Here is a 16,575-nt window from a genome sequence, read left to right as displayed (position 1 = left end):
CGAGCCTTCGCCGGTCGAGCCCTCTCACGAACCACGAGTCCCCTTCCCCACCACCTCCGTGTGGATCTCGCTGGTCAGCTGCTCGATCTTGGCGGTGAGATCCGCGATCTGGCGGGTGAGCGTGGTGTTGTCGTGCAGCTCCTGCTCCGTCGAACTGAAGTCGTGATCGGCCTTCACCTGCTGGAACGCGGCCTGGCGGTTCTGCCCGATCATCACGAAGGTCGACAGGAAGATCGCCTCGAGCGATACCACGAGCGTCAGCGTGGGCCACGGGCTCTTCTCGAAGAACAGCATCCAGAGGGCGAACAGCGCCACGTGCACATAGACGAACCGCATCGACCCGGCGAACGCGGTGATCGCATCCGCCACCCGGAGTTGCAGGCTGCCGGCCCGTCGCCTCGCCTCGGCGAGAACCGAGGGATGATGCTCCCGGCCATCCGCGAGGAGGCGTCGGGGAACGATGTGCGGGCGATCGGGCGCGTGAACGGTCATGTCTGACTGTAAGCACTGCCGGCCCCGCCAGCGATCGACTCGATGCACGAGCCGTGAATTACTCCTCCGGATGCCGCTCCCGCAGCGTGCCGGTGACCGGGGGTTCGATCACCACGAGCGATCTCAGCTCCTCCGGGTAGGCCATCGCCGGCCGGATCGATACCCGGGTGGCACTCGATTCGACGATGACCACCCTTCGCCAGGTCCAATCGGCGGCTGGCGCACCGGCATCGACCCCGCCGAGCGGCACCGGATTCGGCAGCCGTGCATAGTATGGGCGGTCGAGCACGGCGAGCCCACTCGTGTCGAGCAGGTCGATCGCCGCCTCCCGCGACGTGGCGCCGGCGAGGGCCAGCCCGATCAGGCTGGTCGCGACGACGCCGTCACCGGCGGCAACGAGATAGCCCACGAGTTCCCCGTCTGCCCGGTGCCGAGGCTCCCAGGAGGCGGGAATCACTGGCGCCCCTCGCAGGAGATCTCGGCGGCCGGATCGACGGCGAAGAGGGGCTTCTCGTAACAGAGCGAATGCGCCGAGTCGGCGTAGTAGGCGAAGTTCGGGATGCGGGTGAATCCCTCCCGCTCATAGAACCGCACGGCGTCGGGTTGCCGGTCGCCCGTCTCGAGCACGAGGCGCGACCATCCCCTTTCGCGACCGAACAGTTCTAATTCGAAGAGGATCGCCCGCGAGACTCCGGTGCCGCGGTGCTCCGGCAGCACGAACATCCGCTTCACTTCCGCTTCGTTGCCTGGCAGTTCGCGCAGCCCGCCACACCCCACCGGAGCATTTCGATCGTCATAGGCCACGAAGAACGCGGTGATGTCGTCGGCACTCGGAGCGGGTCCGGGCTCGGAATCGGGAGTGCCGTAGCGCGCCTCGATCTCCACCCGCTGGGCCTCGCGAAGAGTCGTCGCCCCCGCGTCAGACCAGGGCACCCGGCGCACGATCATGAGCCGGTGAGCCTCTCGATCAACTCCCGATAGCGGGCGGCGGTCTGTGCCACGATCTCGGGCGGAAGCGACGGCGGTGTGCCCGTCTGGTCCCAGTGCGCGCTCAGCCAGTTGCGCACGATCTGCTTGTCGAAGCTTGCGAGCCGTCCCGCTCCGCCGCCGGCGTAGGTCTCGGCATCCCAGTAACGTGAGCTGTCGCTCGTCAGCACCTCGTCGGCGAGGGTGATGACACCGGAGTCGCGATTGGCCCCGAACTCGAACTTAGTGTCGGCGAGGATCACCCCGCGCGACTCCGCGATGGCGGATGCCCGCGTGAAGACGTCGAGGCTGAGATCACGCAGTACCGTCGCGATGTCTGCTCCCACCAGCTCGATCGTGCGCTCGAAGGGGATGTTCTCGTCGTGTTCGCCCATCGGAGCCTTCCACGCGGGAGTGTAGATCGGCTCAGGCAGGCGATCCCCGTTGGCGAGGCCGGAAGGCAGGGCGATGCCGCACACCGTCTGGCGCTCCTGGTACTCCAGCCAGCCGGAGCCGACGAGGTATCCGCGCACCACGCATTCGATGGGGAACATGTCGAGGGTGCGGGCGAGCATCGACCGGCCGGCGACGGCATCCGGAATCAGGTCTCGCACTTCATCACCGCGCAGCTCGTGGTCTGCGACGAGGTGGTTCGGCACTCCGACGAGGCGGTCGAACCACCAGAGGCTCAGGGTCGTGAGCAGTTCGCCCTTGCCGGGGATGCCGGGGGAGAGCACGTGGTCGAACGCGCTCACCCGGTCGCTGGCGACCATCAGCACGCGTCGGGCGCTGGCGAGATCCGCCGTTCCCGTCTCGATGTAGAGGTCGCGCACCTTGCCCGAATAGGCGTGCGTCCAGCCATCCGTGGTCAGGTCGATTGCGTTCACCCCCTCATTATTCAGGAAGGGGCGGGGCGGATGGTTCGGATGACGGCGTGCGGGACCCCATCAGCCTCTCCAGAACCTCGTGCCACGTACGTTCCTGAATGATGAAAGACCAGGTGAGGGCGGAGGGGCCTATTCGGCGACCCGCTGCGCGATGTCGGTGCGGTACTGGCCGCCCTCGAGGTCGATCGCCTCGAGCGCGAGATAGGCACGGGACCGGGCCTCGCCGAAATCGCCGCCGGTCGCGACGACGCTGAGCACCCGACCGCCGGTCGCGACCAGGTCGCCGCCGGAGAGGGCAGTCGCCGCATGCGCCACCGTCACCCCGTGGATCGCCAGCGCGGTGTCGACACCCGTGATGATGCGGCCCGTGAGAGGAGTCTCCGGGTAGCCCTCGCTGGCGAGCACGACGGTCACGGCGACGTCGTCGGAGAACTCCGGGCGCGGCATTCCCCCGAGTTCTCCGCTCGCCGCGCCGAACAGGAGGCCGCTGAGCGGGGTGATGAGGCGCGGGAGCACGACCTGGGTCTCCGGGTCACCGAAGCGCGCGTTGAACTCGATGACGCGGGTGCCGTCCGCGGTGAGGATGAGCCCGCAGTAGAGCAGCCCGATGAAGGGCGTCTGCTCCTCGGCCAGAGTGCGCACCGTCGGCAGGGCGATGGTGTCGATGACTTCGTCGACGAATCCGGCCGGCAGCCAGGGGAGGGGCGAGTAGGCGCCCATGCCGCCGGTGTTCGGGCCCTCATCGTTGTCCGAGAGCCGCTTGTAGTCCTGGGCCGGTTCGAGTGGAAGCACGTTGTGCCCGTCGCTGAGCAGGAAGAGCGAGACCTCCTGGCCGTCGAGGAACTCCTCGACGAGCACGCTGCCCTGCCCGATCCAGTAGCCGGCGTGGGCGACGGCAGCATCCCTGTCGGTCGTGACCAGCACTCCTTTGCCCGCCGCGAGACCGTCCGCCTTCACGACGTAGGGCGCCCCGAATGCGTCGATCGCGGCGATGGCCTCGTCGAGGCTGCCGGCGCGGGTCGCACGTCCGGTGGGCACTCCCGCGACATCCATGATGCGTTTCGCGAAGGTCTTGCTCCCCTCGAGCTGGGCGGCGGCCTTGCCCGGTCCGAAGACGGCGATGCCGCGCTGGCGAAGTCGATCCGCGACGCCGGCGACCAGGGGGGCCTCCGGTCCGATGATCACGAGTTCGATGTCGTTCTCGAGGGCGAATTCGGTGACGACGGCGGGGTTCGCGGGGTCGAGGGCGATCACCGGCACCTCCGCGGCGATGCCGGCGTTGCCGGGCGCCGCGATGATCTCGTGATCGACGTCTTCACGAAGAAGGGCGGTGATGATGGCATGCTCGCGAGCACCGGAACCGAGGACGAGGATTCTCACTGGGCAAGCGTACCCACCCGGCACGGTGTCCATTGATCCCGCTCGGAGCAACGCCGGGCAGACTGGGGCGATGGCCCACCGGCAGAGAGCAGAAGGCGCGGCGCCAGCAGACAAGACCTGCGTGGCGTGCGGCCGTCGCATCCAATGGCGGGCCAAGTGGGCCCGCGACTGGGACGCGGTGAAGTACTGCTCCGATGCCTGCCGACGCCGAGGAGTGACCGAGGGCGATCGGATGCTCGAGGCAGCGATCCTCGCACTGCTGGCCCAGCGCCCGACCGGTGCCACCATCCTCGACTCCGACGCTGCCCGCGAGGTCGGTGGCGAGGACTGGCAGCAGCTCGCGGAGCCTGCCCGCCGGGCGGCGCGACGGCTGAGTGCGGCGGGGCAGATAGACATCCTGCAGTCCGGATCGATGGTCGACGCCTCGACGGCGAAGGGACCGCTCCAGCTCCGGCGACGGTGAAGGGAGGTCCTCCGTTGCTGCCAAGCTGGTCGGATGACTCCCCGCCACACCCTCCTCGCGCTGCTTGTCGTGGTGATCTGGGGGGTCAACTTCGTCGCCATCGACCTCGGTCTCACCGACGTGCCGCCGCTGCTCTTCCTGGCGATGCGCTTCGTGCTCGTGGCGATCCCGGCCGTCTTCTTCATCCGTCCTCCGGCGATCGGCTGGCGCAACATCCTGTTGATCGGCGCGTTCCTGAGTCTCGGCCAGTTCACCCTGCTGTACCTGGCCCTCTCGCTCGGGATGCCACCGGGCCTCGCCTCCCTGCTCCTGCAGACGCAGATCGTGTTCTCGGTGGTCGTCTCCTCCCTGCTGCTGCGAGAGCACCCCACCCGACGCCAGCTCGTCGGCATCCTGATCGGCATGGTCGGCCTCGCGGTCGTGGTGATCGGCCATACCTATGCGGCGCCGTGGCTGCCGCTCGTGATCACCCTGCTCGCGGCGCTCTCCTGGGCCATCGGCAACGTGCTGTCGAGGCGGGCGCGGGCGGCATCAGGTCTCTCGCTCGTCGTCTGGTCGGGGCTGGTGGTGCCGATCCCCTCCCTCGCGCTCTCCCTGGTGGTCGACGGCCCGCAGGCGGTCGGATTCGCGCTCGCCCACCTCTCTTTGATCGCCATCCTCAGCACCCTGTACACCGCGGTGGCCGCATCGCTCGTGGCCTACACGATCTGGAACTCCCTGCTCGCGCGCTATCCGACGAGTGCCGTGGTGCCGTTCACTCTGCTGGTGCCGGTGATCGGCATCCTGGCCGCCTGGGCGGTCTTCGGCGAGAGACCGGCCGGCACCGAGCTCGTCGGCGGGGCGATCATGCTCGGCGGACTCGCGGCCGCGGTGCTCAGCTGGCGACCGCGCGCGCCCGCCTTCCCGGTGGACTGAGAGGGCGCTACATTCGGCAGATGGATGCTTCGCCGACCGACCTCGACCATCTGGCGCGCGCCGTGCAGCTCGCTCGCGACGCCCGAGCCCGGGGCGATCATCCGTTCGGCGCCGTGCTCGTCACGCGGGACGGTACCGTCGTCGAGGCGATGAACTCGGTGACGACGACGAACGATCCGACCGGCCATGCCGAGACCAATCTCGTGCGGTCGTCGGCCGCCCTTGGTGCGGGCGTGCTCGCGTCGAGCACGTTGTACACCAGCACCGAGCCGTGCGCGATGTGCGCAGGAGCGATCTACTGGGCGGGCGTCGGCCGCATGGTCTACGCGCTGTCCGGCAGCGCCCTCGTCGAACTGGTCGCCGAGGCATCCGGATCGCCCAGGGCAGAATCGCGCAGCCTCGACCTCCCCAGTCGGGAGGTCTTCGCCCGCGGTACCGGCTCCATCGAGGTGCTTGGTCCGGTCGAGATCGACGGGGCCGTCGAGGTGCACGACGGCATGTGGGGCTGACCGACCCCACGTCGCCACTACCGTAGAACCATGGCCAAAGCACGCATCACTGATGACGCCGGCCGCGAGGCCGTGGAGCGAGCGCTCGCGACGGTCGCCGACCGGGAGACCGAAGCCACGGCGGTGCGTTACCTGCTGCAGGTGCTGGCCGATGGCGCTCCGGGCAACTCCGTCGAGGTGCGGGTTCCGCCCTTCGGTGCGGTGCAGTGCATCGAGGGTCCGGGCCACACCCGAGGCACCCCGCCGAACGTGGTCGAGACCGACGCGCTCACCTGGCTCGCCATCGCGACCGGCGGAACCGCCTGGGATCACGCCCTCGAGCACGGTCGCATCGCCGCCTCCGGCTCCCGTGCAGACCTCTCCGCCTACCTGCCACTCCTCTGGGATGGGGCGGATACCCCGGAAGCGTCAGGGACAATAGAGGCATGACCCCATCCGAGCCGCAGCCCGAGCCGGAAGCGGTGCCGCGAACCGCGGAGAACGAGCCCTCACAGTCCACCGAGCCCTCACAGTCCACCGAGGAGACCGAGGTCACAGTGAGGCGGATTCCGCGCTACTCTCGCTTCCTCATCATCGGGGCGGGGCTCGGAGCCGTCGCCACATTCATCCTGACGGCGTCGTTCCCCTCGGATCCGCAGGTGGGGTTCGGTGCCCTCTTCGGTTACTTCCTTCTCTTCGGGGTGCCCATCGGGGTGGTGCTCGGGGCTGTGGTCGCGATCCTGCTCGACGTCGGGCTCACGCGTCGTGCCCGCACCGTGCTGGCCGAGCGCACGATGGTTGACCCGCTGCCGTTCGACGACGAACCGGAGAGCGCCGAGGCTCCGGAATCTCCGCCCGCTCCAGAGGAAACTGCCACTAGATAGTTTCACTATCGGATAGCTACACTATCCGTATGCGAATGGCCGAGCTCAGCACCACCAGCGGTATCCCGGTGGCGACGATCAAGTACTACCTGCGCGAGAAGCTCCTTCCGGCGGGAGAGAGCGAGACGGCCAACCAGGCGCGCTACGGGGCTGTCCACCTGGATCGGCTTCGCCTGATCCGAGCCCTCATCGAGGTTGGCGGGCTCAGCGTGGCATCCGCTCGCAGCGTGATCGACGCCATCGACTCGGAAGCCTCGCTTCCCGAGGTCTTCGAGGTGGCTCAGTGCACAGTCTCGGCGGCGGTGGCACCGGAGGATGTCGATCCCGTGTCGCTCACCGATATCGATGAGCTCCTCACCGGCTGGCGCGTGTCACCCACCAACCCCGGGCGCCTCTCCGCCGCACGAGTACTCTCCGTCTTCCGCGGTCTCGGGCAGACGGATGACCGGGGCTGGTTCGCCCGGTACGCCAAGGCCGCCCTGCTCATCGCCGCCGCCGACCTCGACGAGATCGAGTCGCGGGAGGGCCGCGCCGCCAAGGCAGAGACCGTCGTCGTCGGCACCGTGCTCGGCGACGCCCTGATCTCCGGACTGCGTCGTGCGGCCCAGGAGCACGTCACATCCGAGCGCTATTCCTGAAGGAGAACCGACCACCATGACCCGCACGATCGATGCACCCCCCGCCTCCGTCATCGCCCGCTTCGGCTGGCACCGGCCACTGCTGTGGCTCTCCGTCGGCATGATCGCGCTCGCCGCGGTCGCCCTCGTCGGGTTGGTCGTCGACCAACGCTCGATCACCGGGATGCCCCTGTGGGCCAAGCCGCTGAAGTTCTCGCTCTCCGTGCTCATCTACAGCGTCACGCTCTCCTGGCTTCTCGGCCAGCTGCCCCGCGCCCGTCGCATCGCCTGGTGGTCGGGCACCGTCGCCGCGCTCTTCCTCGCCGTCGAGATGATCGTGATCTACGGGGCGGCCTTTGCCGACACGACAAGTCACTTCAACGTCTCGACCCCGTTCTCGACCGCCCTCTGGGGAACGATGGCGGTGTCCATCGTGATCGTCTGGTCCGCCACCATCCTCGTTGCCGTGCTGCTGTTCCGAGCAGAGCTCGGCGACCCCGCGCGCAGCTTCGCCATCCGTTCCGGTCTGATCATCGCGGTAATCGGCATGGGCCTCGCCTTCCTGATGACGAGCCCGACCGCCGCACAGCTGTCCGACTTCCAGGGGATCGCCGGAGCCCACACCGTTGGGCTCGCCGATGGGGGACCCGGACTCCCGCTGCTGGGCTGGAGCACGGTCGCCGGCGACCTGCGCATCCCGCACTTCGTGGGGATGCATGCGATGCAGGTGCTCCCCATCCTCGCTCTTCTGCTCGAGCTGGGCTCTCGCCGCCTGCCTGCCTTGCGCGACTCACGCACCCGGCTCGGTATCCTCGTCGTGACCGCCGCCCTCTACCTCGGGGTGATCGCGGTGCTGACCGCGCAGGCTCTCTCCGGCCGCTCGATCGTGAGTCCGGATGCCGCGATCGCCACGGTGTCGACGGCGCTGTTCGTCGCCGCCGCGGTCGCCATCGCGGCGATCGTGGTGCGGGGAAGGCGCCTCAGCTGAGCTGCGTGCGCTCCACCCAGGCGAGGTATTCGGGCGAGACTGTGCCGGTGACATAGTCGCCGGTGAAACAGCTCATCTCGAGAGCGTTCACGTTCGAACCCTCGAGGATCGCCGCCTGCATGTCTGCGACCTCCTGGTAGATGAGGTAGTCGCTTCCCATCTCCCGGTTGATGTCCGGGATCTTGCGGTTGTGTGCGATCAGCTCCTGGCGGCTGGGCATGTTGATGCCGTAGACGTGGGGAAAGCGCACGGGAGGTGCCGCCGAGGTGAAGGTGACCTTGTTCGCGCCGGCCTCGCGGGCCATCTGCACGATCTCTTTCGAGGTGGTGCCGCGCACTATGGAGTCGTCCACGATCAGGATGTTCTTGCCACGGAACTCGGATCCCATCGCGTTGAGCTTCTGCCTCACCGACTTCTTGCGCTCGGCCTGGCCGGGCATGATGAAGGTGCGGCCGACATAACGGTTCTTGTAGAAGCCCTCGCGGTACTCGATCCCGAGCTTCTGGGCCACCTGCATGGCGGCCGGCCGCGAGGAGTCGGGGATCGGCATGACCACGTCGATATCGCCGCGTGGCGTGTACTGCGCGATCGTGTCCGCGAGCCGGTTGCCGAGGCGCAGACGCGCGTCGTAGACCGAGATACCGTTCATGATCGAGTCGGGTCTGGCGAGGTAGACGTATTCGAACGAGCACGGCACGAGGGAGGGGTTCTTCGCGCACTGGCGTGAGGTCATTTCGCCGTCCAGTGCGATGAACACTGCCTCGCCGGGCGCGACATCACGCACGATCTCGTAACCGCCGCTCTCGAGCACGAGGGATTCGGATGCCACGATCCAGTCGTCCCCGACGAATCCGCGAGCCCGCTTGCCGAGCACGAGCGGACGGATGCCGAAGGGGTCCCGGAACGCCAGCAGGCCGTATCCCGGGATCATCGCGATCGTGGCGTACGAGCCTTCGACACGCTCGTGCACGCGTTCGACGGCGGCGAAGATCTGGTCGGGATCGAGGTCGAGTCCCGTGACCTGTTCCTGCAGCTCGTGGGCGAGCACATTCACCAGCAGCTCGGTGTCGGAGCTGGTGTTGAGGTGCCGTCGGTCGATGTGGAAGAGCTCGTCGGTGAGCTCCCTGGTGTTAGTGAGGTTGCCGTTGTGCACGAGCACGATGCCGTAGGGGGCGTTCACATAGAAGGGCTGTGCCTCCTGCTCGTTTCCGGCGTTGCCCTTGGTGGCGTAGCGCACGTGACCGAGCCCCATGTTGCCGGGGAGGGCGCGCATGTCACGGGTGCGGAAGGCCTCGCGAACCTGACCCCGAGCCTTCACCATGTGGAAGGTGCGACCCTCCGCGGTGGCGATGCCGGTGGAGTCCTGGCCGCGGTGCTGCAGGAGAAGGAGGCTGTCGTAGACCTGTTGGTTGGCGGGTTCCGAAGAAACGATGCCGACAATGCCGCACATTCGCGGTGAGTCTCCAGACCGTAGAGTTGGGGGTGATTTACTCCAGTCTTTCACGCTTTGAGAACGGAAAACGAATGGCCGACAAGTACGCCGAGGCGGGCGTCGATACGGCGGCCGGAGACCTCGCTGTCGAACTCATGAAGTCGGCGGTCTCGGCCACCCACGGGCCACGCGTCGTCGGTGGCGTCGGCGGTTTCGCCGGGCTCTTCGACGTGTCGTTCCTCACCTCCTTCCAGCGTCCTCTGCTCGCGACATCCACCGACGGGGTCGGCACGAAGGTCGCGATCGCCCAGGCCATCGACAAGCACGACACGATCGGCATCGACCTGGTCGGAATGGTCGTCGACGACATCGTGGTCGTCGGAGCGACTCCGCTGTTCATGACCGACTACATCGCCTGCGGCAAGGTGGTGCCCAGTCGCATCGCCGACATCGTGGCTGGGATCGCGCGCGGCTGCAGCGAGACCGGCACCGCCCTCGTTGGGGGCGAGACCGCCGAGCATCCCGGGCTGCTCGCACCGGACGACTACGACGTTGCCGGCGCAGCGACGGGCGCGGTGGAGGCTGATGCCCAGCTCGGTGCCCACCTCGTGACGGATGGCGACGTGGTCATCGCGCTCGAATCATCCGGCCTGCACTCCAACGGCTACTCGCTCGTGCGCAGCATCATCCGCCAGAAAGGCATCTCGTTCCTCGATCGATCCGAAGAGCTCGGCGGGCCCGTCGGCGAGGTGCTGCTCGAGCCCACCCGGCTCTACACCTCGCCTCTGCTGAGCCTGCTGGCGGATGCCCCGGGTGCCGTTCACGCGCTCAGCCACGTGACCGGTGGCGGCATTGCGGCAAACCTCGCCCGGGTGCTTCCCGTGGGCAGCTGGGTGGAGCTGGATCGCGGCTCCTGGTCGCCGGCCCCGGTCTTCCGCGTGCTCGCCGAGTGGGGATCGATGAACCTCGAAGAGGCCGAGGGCACCTGGAATCTCGGTATCGGCATGATCGCCGTGGTGGAAGCGTCCCGGGTAGACGCGGTAATCGCTCATCTCGCTGCCGAAGGCATCCCGGCCTGGACACTCGGCACGGTCTCGACGGTGCCTCGCGACATCACGGGTTTCGACCAGGGGGCCAAGGGCGTCGACGGCGGTGCAGTGCGGCTGGTCGGCCGCTACCGCGACTAGTCGCCGCTGGTCGCGCTGCCGCTAGTGGGTTCGGTCGCTGCGCGACGGGATCGAGCCCCTTTCGCGAGGAGCATTCCGCGACCGAGCATCCCGACCGAGCATCTTGTTCTTGTTCCTGTTCCTGTTCCTGATCCTGTTTCCATCATTCAGGAAGGTCTGGGGCTGATGTGGACAGAGGGACGGCTGTGGTCCCATGAGCGCTCGTCTCCCGCATCCGCTCCACAGGTTCCTGAATGATGAACGCCGCGAGTACCCCGGATCCACTTGACGCGCCGGATCCACTTGACGCGCCGGATCCACTTGACGCGCCGGATCCACTTGACACGCCGGATCCACTTGACGCGCCGGATCCACTTGACGCGCCGCCTCCGCCGGGGGCGCGGCCGGGCCGCACCGGGGAACACTGCGTGCGGGGTATCGCTCGTGCTACCCGGTCACCGGGACGACGGATGCCTCGCCGCAGCACTAACAAGAATCAGCGCACCCAAGGATCAGCGCAGACAAGAGGATTCACGCGCGCGAGAGAATTCGCGCCGCAGAAACGCTCAGGCCGTCTTGTTCTGGTCGGACTCGTACTCGTCTTCGGAGAATCCGGAGACATCCGGCGAGTATGCGGTCGCGCTGAATTCGGGCCACTTCTCGAGATCTTCTTCGAGCTTGGGATCGATCGGAGCACCGGTGACGGGATGCGTGAGTTCGCGTTCGAGCGCGTTGTAGTTGGTGTCCGGGCTGAAGTATTTCAGCTCACGAGCCACCTTGGTGTGCTTTGCTTTTTGACGGCCGCGCCCCATGGCTTGACCCCCTCACGATTCCTGCCCGGACGAACGGAGCCTCGACTGGCGAACAGCTGCCCGGGATTGACCAAATAGGGAACTAAAAACTAAAGGCCAACTTTAGCATGCACGCGCACCCCGGCCGCGTCCGCCATCCGCCCTCCCAGTGGCGGCTAACGTAGACGCGTGACGTCCTCACCTGGCTCCCCCTCTGTCGTGGTGATCGGTGCGGGACAAGCGGGACTGTCCGTCTCTTTCTACCTCAGGCGACTCGGCCTCGAACCGGGTTCCGACTTCGTCGTTCTCGACCGTGGCCCCGGCACTGGCGGGGCCTGGCAGCACCGCTGGGAGGCCCTACGCATCGGCTCGGCCCACCACATCAATGACCTGCCGGGCATGGACGAACTCGGCATCAGTTTCGACACCGCCGACCGCACCCTTCCGGCGAAGGATGTCGTGGCCGACTACTACGCGCGGTACGAAGAGCACTACGAGCTGCGCGTGAGGCGCCCCGTCGACGTGAAGCGCGTCTTCAACCGTGGCACCGACCTGGTGGTCGGTTTCGAGTCGAGCGGTGGCATCGGAGCGCTCGAGACGGATGTCGTCGTCAACGCCACCGGCACCTGGGGCTCGCCATTCATCCCTTGGTACCCGGGATTCAACGACTTCGCCGGTCGACACGTCCACACCACGAACTACGAGTCGGCGGCCGAGTTCGCGGGCCAGAACGTCGTCGTGGTGGGCGGGGGGACCTCGGCGATCGGTTTCCTCCTCGAACTCGAGGGCAGTGCTGAGAGTCTCACCTGGGTGTCCCGGAGACCCATCGAATTCCTCGACGAGGGCGAACTCAACATGGAGGCGGGGGCGGCCGCGGTCGCAGCCCAGGACGAAGCCGCTCGCAGCGGTCGCGCCCTGCCGAGCATCGTCAGCGGCACCGGGGTGCCCCGGACGCGCCGCATCCAAGCCGGGATCGAGCGGGGGACCCTCGTCGCGAAGCCGATGTTCTCCTCGATCGAAGCGCACGGGGTGCGCTGGGCGGACGGAACATTCCAGCCCGCGGATGCGATCGTCTGGTCCACGGGATTCCGTCCGGAACTGCGCCATCTCGCCCCTCTCAAGCTGCGGGAGAAAGAGGGCGGAATCAGTGTCGGCGGCGGATCGTCGTGGAAGGACGGTCGTATATTCTTTGCCGGGTATGGACCGCAAGCCAGCACGATCGGGGCCAACCGAGCCGGGCGGCAGATCGCCCGCCAGGTCGTCGCGCTGCTGTCCAATCTCTAGAGCCCTGACGGTTGGCGCGGCGAATGCTCGACACGCTCGCATCCAGCCGCGATGATCGAGAGCATGACTCGCCACGACGCGCTCGATAACCAGGTCCGGTCCGTCTTCCGCCGCGGGGCATGGATCGCTGCTGTCGGCGCCCTCCTCGTCGGCGCGTTCGGCCTGATCTTCCCCCAGGCCGCGTTGCGCTCGGTCGCGCTGCTCTTTGGCGTCTACCTCATCGTCGCCGGCATCAGCCGGGTCTTCACCGCGGTATCCGGCAAGGAGATGCAGACCGGCTGGCGCTGGTTCGTCGGACTGATGGGGCTCGTGGTGATCGTCGCCGGCGTGCTCTGTCTCAACAATCCCTTCGGCACTCTCATCGCCATCGAGCTGATCATCGGAATCGGCTGGATGATCGACGGGCTCATCTGCATTATCACCGCGTTCGCGCTGTTCCGCCGGGGCACCCGGGCGACCCTGGTGCTCACGGGGCTCGCGTCATTCGTGCTCGGCCTCCTAGTGATCCTGCTTCCGGGGGCTGCGATCGTCGGCTTCCTCTTCGTGACCGCGATCTTCCTCGCCGTCATCGGTGTGGTCGGCGTCGTGAGCCTCGCGATCAGCGGATCGCGCCGACGGGCCGAGAGCGCATAGACCGCGCTCGTCACCACGGTCGCGGCGGGGAGAGCGCCCCGCGGAGGGAGTCACAACTCCCGCCGCGAAGGGCTCTCCCCGCCGCGAGCGGGCAGGTCCCCCGCCACGAGGCGAGCGGGCAGGTCCCCCGCCACGAGGCGAGCAGGCAGGTCCCCCGCCACGAGGCGAGCGGGCAGAGCCCCCGCCACGAGGGCCACGAGGGCAGGGGTACCGGGCGCTACTCCACCTGCACGGATGCCCCGGACGACGCGGTGACCTCGCCGTCCGTATTCACCGTGATCGAGACATCCTCGCCGCCGAACCTCAGACCGCTCACCGCGAGCGCACCGACCATGGTCATCGGGGAGACGCCGAGGGTGGCGGATGGCGCGTCCGCGCGCAGTCCGAGTGTCGATGCCAGCACCGAGACCGAGGCGGCCGCAGACCAGGCCTGCGGACGGCACGCGGCCGGGTAGGGAACAGGGGAGCCGAACTCGCTCGCGGCGTCGCCGGAGTGCAGCTCGGGCATCCGATAGTCGAATCCGGACGCCGCGGCGAGAAGACCGGAGGCCAGGGAGGCGGCTTCTGCGGTGAAGCCGTCGCGCGCGAGTCCGGCGATCGCGATGGCGGTGTCATGGGTCCAGACGCTGCCGCCGTGATAGCTGAGCGGCCAGTAGCCTTGCGAATCGGTGGACATGGTGCGAAGGCCGTAGCCCGAATTCAGGTGCGGTGAGACGAGGCGACGGGCGACGAGGGCGGCCTGGCGCGAGTCGAGCAGGCCGGTGCCGAGCAGGTGCCCGATGTTGCTGGTGACGGTATCGACAGGTCGCTTGGAGGAGTCGAGCGCGATCGCCGGGTATGCCCCCGCCGGGTCGTCGATCCAGAACGACTCATGGAAGCGGGTTCGCAGTCGGGCAGCCCACTCGCGCCATTCAGCGGCGCCCGAGACGCCGAAGTGGTCGAGCAGTTCTGCGCCGTGCATTGCCGCCTCATAGGCGTAGGCCTGCACCTCGCAGAGGGCGATCGGGCCCTCGGCGAGAGTGCCGTCGCGCCACTGCACCGAATCGCCGGAATCCTTCCAACCCTGGTTCGCGAGGCCGGTTCCGGTGGCGTCGACGTATTCGAGCAGGCCGTCGCCGTCGGCATCCCCGTAGTCGCGCATCCACTCGAGGGCAGCGACGAGGTGCGGGAGGAGCACCACGACCTCGGGCTCTGGCAATCCCCACTTCCAGGCGTCGTGCAGCAGGCACACCCAGAGAGGAGTCGCGTCGACGGTGCCGAAGTACAGGGGCGGCAGCACCACACCCTCGCCGGGGATCGACAGCGTCGCCCGGCGCAACTCGTGCATGATCTTGCCGGGCTGCTCGGCGCTTCCGGCGACGGATTCGGTGCCCTGCAGCGATGCGAGCACCCGCAGGGTGTCGGCGGCGAGGGTCGTGCCGAGCGGCAGCATGAAGCGTGCTGCCCAGAGCGAGTCCCGGCCGAACAGCGTGAAGAACCAGGGAGCGCCGGCGGCCAGGAATTCGGATGCCGGATCCGAAACCGTCGTGAGCCTCAGCGCGTCGAGGTCGGAGAGGGCTTGGGTCACCCATCGTTCGAGGCGATCGTCGCCGGCGGTGACCACCGGAACCGACCAGCGGGCGTCATCGGTAGTGCCGCGCACGACCGCGTCGGCATCCTCCGCGTCGATCGTCCAGCCGACCGTCACGGACCCGTTGGCGGGGATGTCGAGATCCCAGGCCAGCCGGATGCCGCCGTCCGCGTGGTCGGTGACCGTCGCATCCGGGGCGTGCAGCGACGCCCGCACGGCGCCACGGCCCCAGGTCGCGGTCTGGGGGGACAGGTCGAATGGCACGCCGACGCCCCCGATGCCGGCCTTCACGGACTCCATCTCGGCGAGGTCGCTGTCGATCTGCACCGTCGCCGTCGTGGACACAGGGGTGTCGAGCGCCGACTGGATGGTGATCGACTCGGAAACCCCCGTGGTCGAGACCGTGCGGCGGTGCAGCAGTCGCACCCGCGGGTCGGCGGTGCGATCGTCGAGGCCGCGCAACAGGCCGACGAAGACGGTGCTCGCGGCACCAGAGGGAACCGTCGCGATCGGTTCGGCCGACTGCCCACCCACCGTCACCACACTGCGTGACACGACCCGGATATCCGAGTGATAGATGCCCGTGATGCCGCGCCCGTCGATGGTCCCGTCACCGGCCGACCAGGCCTGGGACGGCGCTCGGAGCAGGACGGTCGTGTCATGGAGCAGCGGCTGCAGCGTGGGGAGCATGAGAATCAAGAACTTTCAGTGGTGGTGCGAAAGGCGTGCGGGGATGTGCCGGATCGACTCGTCTACTCCTTCACCGCCCCGTCGCTCGCGTTCATGATCTGCCTCTGGAAGATGAAGAACATGACCGCCACGGGAACCGTCATGATGGCTGCAGCTGCCAGTTTGATCGGATACTGCGTGCCCTGACTGAGCTGTCCGGATGCGAGGGAGGCGACTCCCTTCGTGAGCGTCACGAGATCGGGCGACTGGGTCGACACGATGAAGTGGCTGAGCTCGTTCCACGATCCCTGAAAGGAGAGGATGACGATGGTGATGAGCGCGGGGCGCGCCATCGGCAGCACCACGGACCAGAACACCCGGAAGGTGCCGGCGCCGTCGATGCGCGCCTGCTCCTCGACGCTCGCGGGGATGGACTCGAAGAAGTTCTTCATGATGAAGATGCCCGCGGCGTCGGTGAGCAGCGGGATGATCATTCCGGCGTAGGTGTCGTAGATGCCGATCTGGTTGATCACGAGGAACTTCGGGATCAGCAGCACCACTCCGGGCACGGACATCACCGCGATCAGTCCGGCGAACATCACGTTGCGCCCCCGGAAGTTCAGCCGCGCGAGCGCGTAGCCGGCGAGCGAGTTGAAGAACACCCGTCCCGCGGTCACGAAGACCGTGACGATCGCCGAGTTCTTGAACCAGATCGGAAAGTCCGAGTGCAGGAACAGTCGTTCGAAGGCCGCCGTCGAGAAGGTCGCCGGGATCAGCGAGAGTGGATCGCTCGCGGCATCCGCCTCCGTCTTAAACGAGGTCGCCACCTGGATGAGGAACGGGAAGATGTAGACGATCGCGAGCACGACGAGCAGCGCGTAGAGGAAAGACCGGCCGGCGAGCAGGCCGCGACTCGGCCGGGATGTGCGTCCAGCTCGGCGGGGGGTCAT

19 protein-coding genes are annotated in these 16,575 nt (G+C 67.6%); 10 read left to right on the top strand and 9 right to left on the bottom strand.

From position 1 onward, the window contains the following. Positions 1–24: 24 nt before the first annotated feature. From F1C58_RS15220 to purD, 5 genes are all read right to left on the bottom strand, one after another. Complete coding sequence (locus tag F1C58_RS15220; protein ID WP_185201883.1) at positions 25–492, bottom strand: DUF1003 domain-containing protein; 468 nt, start codon at positions 490–492, stop codon at positions 25–27. 58 nt (positions 493–550) lie between these two features. Further along, positions 551–949 (bottom strand): hypothetical protein, encoded by a 399-nt coding sequence (locus tag F1C58_RS15215; protein ID WP_185201882.1) that lies wholly within the window; start codon positions 947–949, stop codon positions 551–553. After that, positions 946–1,440 (bottom strand): GNAT family N-acetyltransferase, encoded by a 495-nt coding sequence (locus F1C58_RS15210; RefSeq protein ID WP_185201881.1) that lies wholly within the window; start codon positions 1,438–1,440, stop codon positions 946–948. The genes F1C58_RS15215 and F1C58_RS15210 overlap by 4 nt, the downstream gene beginning before the upstream one ends. Next, positions 1,437–2,345 (bottom strand): phosphoribosylaminoimidazolesuccinocarboxamide synthase, encoded by a 909-nt coding sequence (locus F1C58_RS15205; RefSeq protein WP_185201880.1) that lies wholly within the window; start codon positions 2,343–2,345, stop codon positions 1,437–1,439. Before F1C58_RS15205 ends, F1C58_RS15210 begins: the two co-directional genes overlap by 4 nt. A gap of 129 nt (positions 2,346–2,474) precedes the next feature. Beyond that, entirely contained in the window at positions 2,475–3,725 is a 1,251-nt protein-coding gene (gene purD / locus F1C58_RS15200; protein WP_185201879.1) for a phosphoribosylamine--glycine ligase, read from the bottom strand. A 70-nt stretch (positions 3,726–3,795) separates the two neighbouring features. Between purD and F1C58_RS15195 the strand changes: the two genes are divergently transcribed. From F1C58_RS15195 to F1C58_RS15165, 7 genes are read left to right on the top strand one after another with little or no spacing between them, the layout of a single operon-like run. Next, complete coding sequence (locus F1C58_RS15195; protein WP_185201878.1) at positions 3,796–4,188, top strand: DUF2256 and DUF3253 domain-containing protein; 393 nt, start codon at positions 3,796–3,798, stop codon at positions 4,186–4,188. Between the two features lie 33 nt (positions 4,189–4,221). Then, positions 4,222–5,103, top strand: coding sequence for an EamA family transporter (locus tag F1C58_RS15190; protein ID WP_185201877.1), 882 nt, complete (start codon positions 4,222–4,224; stop codon positions 5,101–5,103). A gap of 20 nt (positions 5,104–5,123) precedes the next feature. Next, positions 5,124–5,612, top strand: a complete 489-nt coding sequence (locus F1C58_RS15185) for a nucleoside deaminase (protein ID WP_185201876.1) — start codon at positions 5,124–5,126, stop codon at positions 5,610–5,612. Positions 5,613–5,642: 30 nt separating this feature from the next. Further along, positions 5,643–6,041, top strand: a complete 399-nt coding sequence (locus F1C58_RS15180) for a sterol carrier family protein (protein ID WP_185201875.1) — start codon at positions 5,643–5,645, stop codon at positions 6,039–6,041. Next, positions 6,038–6,475, top strand: coding sequence for a hypothetical protein (locus F1C58_RS15175; protein ID WP_185201874.1), 438 nt, complete (start codon positions 6,038–6,040; stop codon positions 6,473–6,475). Before F1C58_RS15180 ends, F1C58_RS15175 begins: the two co-directional genes overlap by 4 nt. Positions 6,476–6,510: 35 nt before the next feature. Further along, the gene (locus F1C58_RS15170) at positions 6,511–7,113 is read left to right on the top strand and encodes a MerR family transcriptional regulator (protein ID WP_219731991.1); all 603 of its coding nucleotides are present in this window, start codon (positions 6,511–6,513) and stop codon (positions 7,111–7,113) included. A gap of 16 nt (positions 7,114–7,129) precedes the next feature. Next, the gene (locus tag F1C58_RS15165; protein WP_185201872.1) at positions 7,130–8,080 is read left to right on the top strand and encodes a hypothetical protein; all 951 of its coding nucleotides are present in this window, start codon (positions 7,130–7,132) and stop codon (positions 8,078–8,080) included. Here F1C58_RS15165 and purF read toward each other — a convergent pair. Further along, entirely contained in the window at positions 8,073–9,530 is a 1,458-nt protein-coding gene (purF, locus tag F1C58_RS15160; protein WP_185201871.1) for an amidophosphoribosyltransferase, read from the bottom strand. The genes F1C58_RS15165 and purF overlap by 8 nt on opposite strands. Positions 9,531–9,604: 74 nt before the next feature. Here purF and purM point away from each other — a divergent pair, with 74 nt between their 5' ends. Then, positions 9,605–10,699, top strand: coding sequence for a phosphoribosylformylglycinamidine cyclo-ligase (gene purM, locus F1C58_RS15155; RefSeq protein WP_185201870.1), 1,095 nt, complete (start codon positions 9,605–9,607; stop codon positions 10,697–10,699). Positions 10,700–11,244: 545 nt separating this feature from the next. Here the strand turns inward: purM and F1C58_RS15150 are convergent. After that, positions 11,245–11,490 (bottom strand): DUF3073 domain-containing protein, encoded by a 246-nt coding sequence (locus F1C58_RS15150; RefSeq protein ID WP_185201869.1) that lies wholly within the window; start codon positions 11,488–11,490, stop codon positions 11,245–11,247. Between the two features lie 168 nt (positions 11,491–11,658). On the opposite strand from F1C58_RS15150, the gene F1C58_RS15145 reads away from it, so the two are divergent. Together F1C58_RS15145 and F1C58_RS15140 are read left to right on the top strand one after the other, a co-directional pair. Further along, a complete protein-coding gene (locus F1C58_RS15145) occupies positions 11,659–12,753 on the top strand; it encodes an NAD(P)-binding domain-containing protein (RefSeq protein ID WP_185201868.1) in 1,095 nt (364 codons plus the stop codon). A 63-nt stretch (positions 12,754–12,816) separates the two neighbouring features. Further along, positions 12,817–13,386, top strand: a complete 570-nt coding sequence (locus F1C58_RS15140; RefSeq protein WP_185201867.1) for an HdeD family acid-resistance protein — start codon at positions 12,817–12,819, stop codon at positions 13,384–13,386. A 217-nt stretch (positions 13,387–13,603) separates the two neighbouring features. On the opposite strand, the gene F1C58_RS15135 is transcribed toward F1C58_RS15140, so the two are convergent. Together F1C58_RS15135 and F1C58_RS15130 are read right to left on the bottom strand one after the other, a co-directional pair. Then, positions 13,604–15,646, bottom strand: coding sequence for a glycogen debranching N-terminal domain-containing protein (locus F1C58_RS15135; protein WP_185201866.1), 2,043 nt, complete (start codon positions 15,644–15,646; stop codon positions 13,604–13,606). 62 nt (positions 15,647–15,708) lie between these two features. Next, the gene (locus F1C58_RS15130; RefSeq protein WP_370543721.1) at positions 15,709–16,575 is read right to left on the bottom strand and encodes a carbohydrate ABC transporter permease; all 867 of its coding nucleotides are present in this window, start codon (positions 16,573–16,575) and stop codon (positions 15,709–15,711) included.

Origin of the sequence: Glaciihabitans sp. INWT7, from assembly GCF_014217685.1 — a bacterium.
GTDB lineage: Bacteria > Actinomycetota > Actinomycetes > Actinomycetales > Microbacteriaceae > Lacisediminihabitans.
Note: the sequence above shows the minus strand (reverse complement) of the source record. Positions and strands in the feature narration are given on the sequence as shown.